General features: G+C 42.9%; 6 protein-coding genes (1 of these 6 only partly in view). 2 read left to right on the top strand and 4 right to left on the bottom strand.

Going from position 1 to position 8086, the window contains the following annotated elements; all coding sequences use genetic code 11:
- The 4 genes from BHV83_RS08785 to BHV83_RS08770 all read right to left on the bottom strand — a co-directional run.
- Positions 1-959 (bottom strand): GGGtGRT protein (locus BHV83_RS08785; RefSeq protein ID WP_286757407.1); only part of this gene is annotated, 959 nt, incomplete at its 3' end.
- A gap of 8 nt (positions 960-967) precedes the next feature.
- Positions 968-1159 (bottom strand): hypothetical protein, encoded by a 192-nt coding sequence (locus tag BHV83_RS08780; RefSeq protein ID WP_005640920.1) that lies wholly within the window; start codon positions 1157-1159, stop codon positions 968-970.
- Positions 1152-1844: an iron-sulfur cluster assembly scaffold protein gene (locus tag BHV83_RS08775; RefSeq protein WP_005640918.1), complete on the bottom strand. Its 693-nt coding sequence runs from the start codon at positions 1842-1844 to the stop codon at positions 1152-1154. The genes BHV83_RS08780 and BHV83_RS08775 overlap by 8 nt, the downstream gene beginning before the upstream one ends.
- Positions 1845-1962: 118 nt before the next feature.
- The gene (locus tag BHV83_RS08770) at positions 1963-3081 is read right to left on the bottom strand and encodes a redoxin domain-containing protein (RefSeq protein WP_005640914.1); all 1119 of its coding nucleotides are present in this window, start codon (positions 3079-3081) and stop codon (positions 1963-1965) included.
- A gap of 110 nt (positions 3082-3191) precedes the next feature.
- Here BHV83_RS08770 and BHV83_RS08765 point away from each other — a divergent pair, with 110 nt between their 5' ends.
- A complete protein-coding gene (locus BHV83_RS08765; RefSeq protein ID WP_286757406.1) occupies positions 3192-7247 on the top strand; it encodes a hybrid sensor histidine kinase/response regulator transcription factor in 4056 nt (1351 codons plus the stop codon).
- Positions 7248-7718: 471 nt separating this feature from the next.
- Positions 7719-8086, top strand: the 5' portion of a protein-coding gene (locus BHV83_RS08760) for a carboxypeptidase-like regulatory domain-containing protein (protein WP_286757405.1). 76 nt of this gene lie beyond the right edge of the window; 368 of the gene's 444 nt are visible here — the first part of the coding sequence; it begins with the start codon at positions 7719-7721; its stop codon lies beyond the right edge, outside the window.

Genomic DNA, 8086 nt, shown 5'->3' with positions numbered 1-8086 from the left:
GTAGCACCTACCATCGGGTTGTTACCCATACCCAGGAATCCCATCATCTCAACGTGAGCAGGTACGGATGAAGAACCAGCGAACTGAGCGTCACCGTGCATACGGCCCATCGTGTCGGTCATACCATAAGAAGCAGGACCGGCTGCCATATTATCCGGGTGCAGGGTACGGCCTGTACCACCACCTGAAGCTACAGAGAAATACGGGTGACCGTTTTCCATACATTCTTTCTTGTAAGTACCTGCAACCGGGTGCTGGAAACGAGTCGGGTTAGTTGAGTTACCTGTGATAGACACGTCAACACCTTCTTTACGCATGATGGCAACACCTTCGCGAACGTCGTCAGCACCGTAGCACTTAACTTTTGCACGCAGACCGTTTGAGTATGCTTTTTCTTCGATTACGTTTACTTCACCAGTCATATAGTCGAACTGAGTTTGAACGTAAGTGAAGCCGTTGATACGGGAAATGATTTTAGCAGCATCCTTACCTAGGCCGTTCAAAATAACACGCAACGGTTCTTTACGAACTTTGTTTGCCATTTCAGCGATCTTGATAGCACCTTCGGCTGCTGCGAAAGATTCGTGACCAGCCAGGAATGCGAAACATTTTGTTTCTTCACGAAGCAAACGAGCTGCCAGGTTACCATGGCCGATACCAACTTTACGATCGTCGGCAACAGAACCGGCGATACAGAATGCCTGCAGACCGATACCGATAGCTTCAGCAGCTTCGGCAGCGTTGGTGCAGCCCTTCTTGATTGCGATTGCAGCACCTACAACGTAAGCCCAGCAAGCATTTTCGAAACAGATAGGTTGTGTTTCCTTACACATTGTATAAGGGTCGATACCTTTAGCGTCGCAGATAGCCTTTGCATCTTCGATACCGTTGATACCATATTCTTTTAAAACCGCGTTGATATGATCGATACGGCGGTCATAACTTTCAAATAAAGCCATATTATTTTTTACTTTTTTAAATTCTTATTTACCAGAAATAAAGATATCAGAAAATTGAAAACAAGTACACCGCCGCAGCAGGCCACATAAAAAGCCATCCAGGGACGGTCCGGCTTAATCACGAAGTAAGCGATAACCGTTGCCACTGTGGTGATAGCGATCAGCCCGAGAAGGACGCGTGTCAGTGTCTTCTTATTCATTACGAGGATCGATATATTTTACAGCTTCTTTGAAACGACCGTAAGAGCCTTTGGCTTTTTCCAGTGCTTCGTTAGCATCCATACCCTTCTTCACCATATCCATGAATTTACCTAAGTGGATAAATTCATAACCGATTACTTCATCGTCAGCATCGAGAGCCATACGAGTACAGTAACCTTCTGCCATTTCCAAGTAACGAGGACCTTTTGCCAATGTACCGAACATGGTTCCTACTTGGCTGCGCAGACCTTTACCCAAGTCTTCCAGACCGGCACCGACAGGCAGACCACCTTCAGAGAAAGCAGACTGTGTACGACCGTAAACGATCTGCAGGAACAATTCGCGCATTGCAGTGTTGATAGCGTCACAAACAAGGTCAGTGTTCAATGCTTCCAACAGTGTTTTGCCCGGCAGGATTTCTGAAGCCATAGCAGCAGAGTGAGTCATTCCGGAGCAACCGATAGTTTCTACAAGTGCTTCCTGGATAATTCCTTCTTTAACGTTCAGAGTCAGCTTACATCCACCCTGTTTCGGTGCACACCAACCGATACCGTGTGTCAAACCAGAAATATCAGAAATCTGAGTTGCTCTAACCCACTTTCCTTCTTCAGGAATCGGAGCACACTGGTGGTTAGCTCCCTTCTTTACAACACACATGTGTTGAACTTCATGTGAATAAATCATAATCGCTAATTTATTATATTAAAGTGATAATAAAACTTTATGCTAATTTTAATGTAAGATCGCTTTTAAAAGACCGCACAAAGATAAAATTTAAAATTCAGCCGTGCAACAGGACCGGTTATTTCAAAACTTCTTTAATTTTATCTTCCAACTCCTGACCGTGCAGGTTCTTGGCGATGATTGTACCGTCTTTGTCAACCAGTACGGTATGAGGGATGCTGTTGACACCATAAAGAGCGGCACCGCTGTTCTGCCAACCTTTCAAGTCGGACAGTTGTGTCCAGGTGATGTTTAGGTCTTTTACGCCTTTGGCCCACGCATCGGCTTTGCTGTCCAACGAGATACCGACAATATCGAATCCTTTGTCCTTGTAATCTTTGTAGGCTTTGACCAGATTCGGCATTTCTGCACGGCAGGGAGGACACCAAGATGCCCAGAAATCAATCAGGACGACTTTGCCGTTACCGACGTATTCGGAAAGTTTGTGCACCTCACCTTTAGCGTTCGGCATTTCGAAATCAGTGAACTTCTGTCCTATGGCTACCTTTTTCAAAACATTCAGATGATCGATCATATAGCTGATTCCCGGAACGGACTTGAAAGAAGAATCTGCTTTGGAGATGATTTCATTTTGCTGCTCTTCGTCGATGTTGTAACGGAAATCGTAGAGGTTCTTGGCGGCAGACTGTTTATCTGTATGAGCCAGGATGTAGTTGACAACGGTTTCCGTAATCTTACGGTCGATCTCTTCATATTTGGCTTCCGCCTGCTTTATCAGATTTTCATCGCCCGACTTCATATCGGCGACCAATTTGTCTATACCAGAACGTAAGTCTTTGATTTTGGCCTGCAATTCTTTTTGTGCGTCATTTTCGGGAGTACCGCTAACAGTGGAAGTAGAGTCCAGCACGACTGCTAATTTTCCGTTTTCAAGTACGAATGTTGCCATGAACGGAGCGTTTTCTCCGGGAGCGACACGCACCGGTTCAACCACTTCTTCCGAAAAACGGAGAGTACGGAGGGCAGGAGCGTTTTGTGTGCCTTTCAAAGCAAAAGATCCGTTTTGTACTAAGGCGCTGTCCAATGGTGCAGCATCTTTTACCCCATATTCATAGAGATATACATACTTACCATTCAAATCACTGTTTGAAACGGTACCGGTAATTTCGTAACCCGGTTTTTCGCTACAGGCTGCAAGAAGCAGGACGGAAGCGGCGATAGGAAGATACTTTTTCATATATTTATGTATTAAAACGATTAATACTTTATTAGTTACAGACGTTTGGCGCAAAAGTAAGAAAAAATTGACACATTATTTGCTATATTTGTGGCCTAATAATCGTTATTATGAATTTATCCTATATAGATACCAGATATGCGGCATTTTTCCGTTTTGTAAGGGCTGTTATTGTCTGTTTGTTCCTTTTTTCTTGTCCGGTGTCTGCGGGGATTTCCCTGCATATGGCAAATAATATAGATTTGTCAAATAATGCTATCCTTGACATGTATCAGGATGAGAACGGTTATATGTGGATCGGTACCTACGACGGTTTGAATCTGTATAACGGCAAGAATACATATGTATTTCGCTTTGAACCGAATAACAAGAATACCTTATGCAGTAATATCATCAATAAAATCGTGTATGGTGGGGATGGATTTCTGTGGGTATCGACTTCTATGGGATTGAATCGGTTCTCGCTGAAAGACCGGAAGGTGACGGAGTCCTACACGGAATATCCCGAATGTTTGAATGTGGTGTCTGATTCGGCTGGTAATACACTGCTCATAAAGCAAAAAGATTTTATCTCCTGCTATTCTCCCGAAACCGGCTCTTTTCAGGATGTACATGTACAGGGAATGAATGAAGAAGTATCCAAAGTCTTGTTTGCAAACGGAGAAAGGCAATTCTTTATTCTTGACGCCGATGGCTGCCTGCTTGAGATTTGTCCGGATTTTGAGTCTTTTCCCTTGGTATTGGACATAAAGAAAACTCCGATTCATGAAAAGGAAATTGACCGTGCTTATTACCTCGATGGCACTTTGTATTATGTGGATATGGAAAACCACTTTTATTCTTACCGGATGAAAGATCGCAGGAAAGAGTATCTGGCCGACCTTACCGGCTGGATGGAGCAATATGGAAAGCTTTCCCGTATCGCTTTGTTTCATTCCGTCCCCTACTTGGTTTTCAGGAACGGGCTTTTGCTAAACATCGATAATCAGGAAGAGGCATTGAGGTTTGATGTCGGGCTATTTTGTGTTTTACCTGACCGGAAGCAGGATATCCTATGGGTGGGGACGGACGGGCAGGGAGTCCGGATGTATTATGACAAGTATAACCGATTTTCAGGGATTCAACTCAAGAGTTTGCCGATTGTCGTGCGGAATCCGGTCCGTTCGATCTATACCGAGGATGAGAAAACAATTTGGTTCGGAACTAAAGGAAATGGTTTTGTGCGTGTGGAAGATTATGATTCCTATGAAAAAGGAAAAATACCAGCCGAGAAAGTCAAACACTTCACAACATCGAGCGGCTTGTCTAGTGATCGTGTCTATTGTTTCCGTAAAAGTAACTATTATCCCTGGGTGTGGATCGGGACAGAAGGACCGGGGTTGTCATATTATTCCTTAGTGGACAAGAAAGTCCATACGATGGCAAGTCTTGTTGATACAAAGATCAGATATGTCCATGCCATCCGTGAAGTGAATGATTCGACGTTATGGATGGCAACGACCGGAGATGGTTTGCTGGAAGTTGTTATTGGTAGAAAAGGGGGGGAGCTTGTGATTAAATATGTAAAGTCTTTTATCCTTGAAAAGGATGGAAAGATTTGTAATGAGTTCCATTCTATGAGTTATGATGATGAGGCTTCTCTTCTTTATTTAGGGAGCCGTGGGGGATATGGATTGGTTCGTTTTAATCTGTTGACTAAGAAATACGAATTTATTCCGATGAATAATGCCGGTAACCGGGCGGTAGGGGATGTGCTTTGTATGTGTTATAGCAAGGATTCTACTTTTTATCAGGGGGCGAGTTCTGGTATGACACAGATGAAATTACATTCTGGGAACCCGGCGGAAGTACGCCAATATAGCAGGATCGACGGTATCAAGAATGATATGGTTCACGGTATTCTGGAAGATTCTGACGGCTGTGTTTGGCTGAGTACGAATAAGGGACTTACCAAATATAATCCTCACAATCGTTTTTTTCATAATTATGAAAGTCCTGATCTGGATGTGACGGAATTCTCGGATGATGCTTATTGGAAGTGCCCTTACACGGGAAAACTGTTCTTCGGTGGGATTAACGGGGTGATATGGGTAGATCCGCAAAACGACCGGCAGGAGAATTATAAGCCGGCCTTACATTTTTTTGAAATGAAGATGGGGCATGAAACGCATAGTTTGTATGACTATACGGATCAGAAAACCGGATATGTGACCATTCCCCCCAACATATCCACATTTTCGATTTCTTTTGTGGCGACCGACTATATACACGGGGAAAACTATGAGTATTCGTACTTATTGGAAAACTATAATACATCATGGACCGAACTGCAGAAAGATAACGAGGTTGTTTTTACGAAGTTACCTTATGGCAATTATGTTTTGAAAGTCCGTTACAAGAATGATGTGTTCGATTCGGATGCCAAGGAGTCTTTTTTGCATATACGGGTGTTGCCTCCCTGGTACCGCGGTTCTTGGGCCATGATTGCCTATGGTTTGGTACTGGCGACCATATGTTTGGGTATCGTGTATTGGCTGCGCCGCCGGATTGTGGAAAAACAGGCCGAAGTCGCCCGGAAAATCAGAGAAGAGCAAAAAGAAAAACTATATGAAGCGAAGTTGAATTTCTTTGCCAACATCACGCATGAGCTTTGTACGCCTTTGACTTTGATTAATGGCGTAAATGATTATATCAAGATATCCGCTGACCGATTGGCTGATGGGAAATTGGAGAAGTATGCCCGTATCCTGGGTGAGAATGTCACAAATCTGAATGAGTTGATCCAGGAAATTTTGGATATCAGAAAGATCGAGGAGGTCGGATTCAGTCATATACAGATCAAACGGGTGTCCGTAAGCAGTTTGATCCGGAAGCAATGCGAATCGTTTATACCTGTTGCGGAGCAGAACGGGATCAATTTTACCTTCAGTGATGTTGATAAACCGGTTTATTGGAATACGGATGTACCCAGTTTGAAAAAGATTATACGCAATTTGGTGTCGAATGCATTCAAGTACACGGAACAGAGAGGTACGATTGATGTTTCTGTCCGGATAGAAAATGAGTCTCTGATAATAAAGGTATATAATACGGGTAAGGGGATAGCGGAAGCTGACTTGAAAACGATTTTTGATCGTTTTCATATCTTAGGAGATTTGGATGGAAATAATTATACTCAGATGACTTCCAGAAACGGATTAGGACTTTTCATCTGCCATAGTATGGTCCAGTTGCTTCGTGGTGAGATAAATGTGGAAAGCAAGGAGGGGGAATCTGCCGGATTTATCGTTACGTTGCCTTATCTGGAGGTCGAGGAAATGGATTTAGACGAACAAGCCGATGAAGAGGTTCCGGTTGCACAACCAGTGGTTTCGGCAGTGGCTGCCGAAACCACTGGGAATATCGGTAATCCGGTTATCTTGGTGGTTGATGATAACCGGGATATCGTTTGGCTGATTAAGGAAACTTTATCGTCCGAATATGCCGTTCGGGAGGCATTTAATGCAGAAGAGGCTTTGGCCTTGATGGACCAGCAAACTCCTGATTTGATTATTACGGATATCATGATGCCGAGTATGGATGGGTTTGCGTTGATCAGCCGTATCAAGTCTGATAAGTTCACCCGGCATATACCTTTAATCGTAGTATCGGCAAAAGTCTCGGAAAGCGAACAGGCGGAAGGATTGGATCTGGGTGCCGATGTATACCTGACCAAGCCATTCTCATCCGTAGTGCTCCATTCCGTTGTGAACAGATTGATGGCGAATAAAAAAGAACTGAAAGACTATTATTATTCTCCGGAAAGCGCTTATGAGCAGTCCGGCGGCCAGTTGATCCATCAGGAAGATAAGGAGTTTATGGATTCTGTGACAGCTATAATTAAGGAAAACCTTGCTCAGGATACGTTGCGTCCTGAACTTATAGCCGACAAATTAGGCATGAATACCCGTGCTTTGTATCGTCGTTTTAAAAAAATTTCACCGTTGACACCGAGTGATTTTATCAAGGACTACCGCATGATGCATGCTGCCCGGCTTTTAGTCACGACGAACCTGAGTGTGCAAGAAATCATCTATCAGGTCGGAATTTCCAACAAGTCCTATTTTTATCGTGAGTTTTCAGCCAAATACGGAGTTACACCGGGAGAGTATCGACGGATGCAATAGGGCGTTTCCAAATGTAACTGATTTTTATTCGTAGTCTTTAATTCGGTTTATCCGATATAATTGGATAAAGCAGACAATACCCCCTTTTTGGTCATATTTCTATTTCTGTTGAAATATCGGTTCGTCTTGAATTGTCGTTTTTCTTGTCTTTCCGATTTTGGAGTGTCATTACATGTCAAGTGTTTGGCGTGTCATTTGGATGCAGGGGTTGATCTGTCGACAGACTTTACAAATGCGAAATAATCTTTTATTGTTTTTTTGTGTAGTGTCCTGATTGTACAAAAGAGTGTCATAATCGGTCATAGGTTGAATATGATACTCTTTTTGCTGCCCTGTGTTACTGTAATTGTGTTAAGATCGGCTAATATTGTTATTGAATTACAAAAAATAAAATTAAAAAATATAGATTGGAAGATAGTTCTTTCAATTTTCTGAATTTTAATGTGTTCATGTTAAATTAAAAGCAAAAAAATGATGAATGAATCTAAGCTATTATCCCCAAATGGGATAGTGAAGGCCTCAGCCTTATGCTTATTAATGTCTGCTTTTTCTGTTAATGCCGCATTTGCTGTTCCGGTATTGGATCGTGAAGTGATGGTTATACAACAAGGTCGGACTTTGACGGGTACTGTGGTTGATAATTTTGGAGACCCTGTTATTGGTGCCAATGTGATCGTCAAAGGAACAACGATCGGTAACATTACCGATGTGAACGGTACATTTACTGTTGAAAATGTACCGGATGATGCTGTATTGCAAATCTCTTATATCGGTTTTAAGACATTGGAAGTGCCGGTAAAAGGTCAGACAACCTTTAATATTACATTGCAAGAAGACAC

This window comes from Parabacteroides sp. merdae-related_45_40 (assembly GCF_001915675.1).
The sequence above is the reverse complement of the archived record's forward strand: the minus strand, read 5'-3'. Positions and strand labels throughout refer to the sequence as shown.

Bases quoted from the DNA above. Each gene is read 5' to 3' on its own strand.
- BHV83_RS08775 (WP_005640918.1), bottom strand. From the start codon at position 1,844: ATGATTTATTCACATGAAGTTCAACACATGTGTGTTGTAAAGAAGGGA.
- BHV83_RS08780 (WP_005640920.1), bottom strand. From the start codon at position 1,159: ATGAATAAGAAGACACTGACACGCGTCCTTCTCGGGCTGATCGCTATC.
- BHV83_RS08765 (WP_286757406.1), top strand. From the start codon at position 3,192: ATGAATTTATCCTATATAGATACCAGATATGCGGCATTTTTCCGTTTT.
- BHV83_RS08770 (WP_005640914.1), bottom strand. From the start codon at position 3,081: ATGAAAAAGTATCTTCCTATCGCCGCTTCCGTCCTGCTTCTTGCAGCC.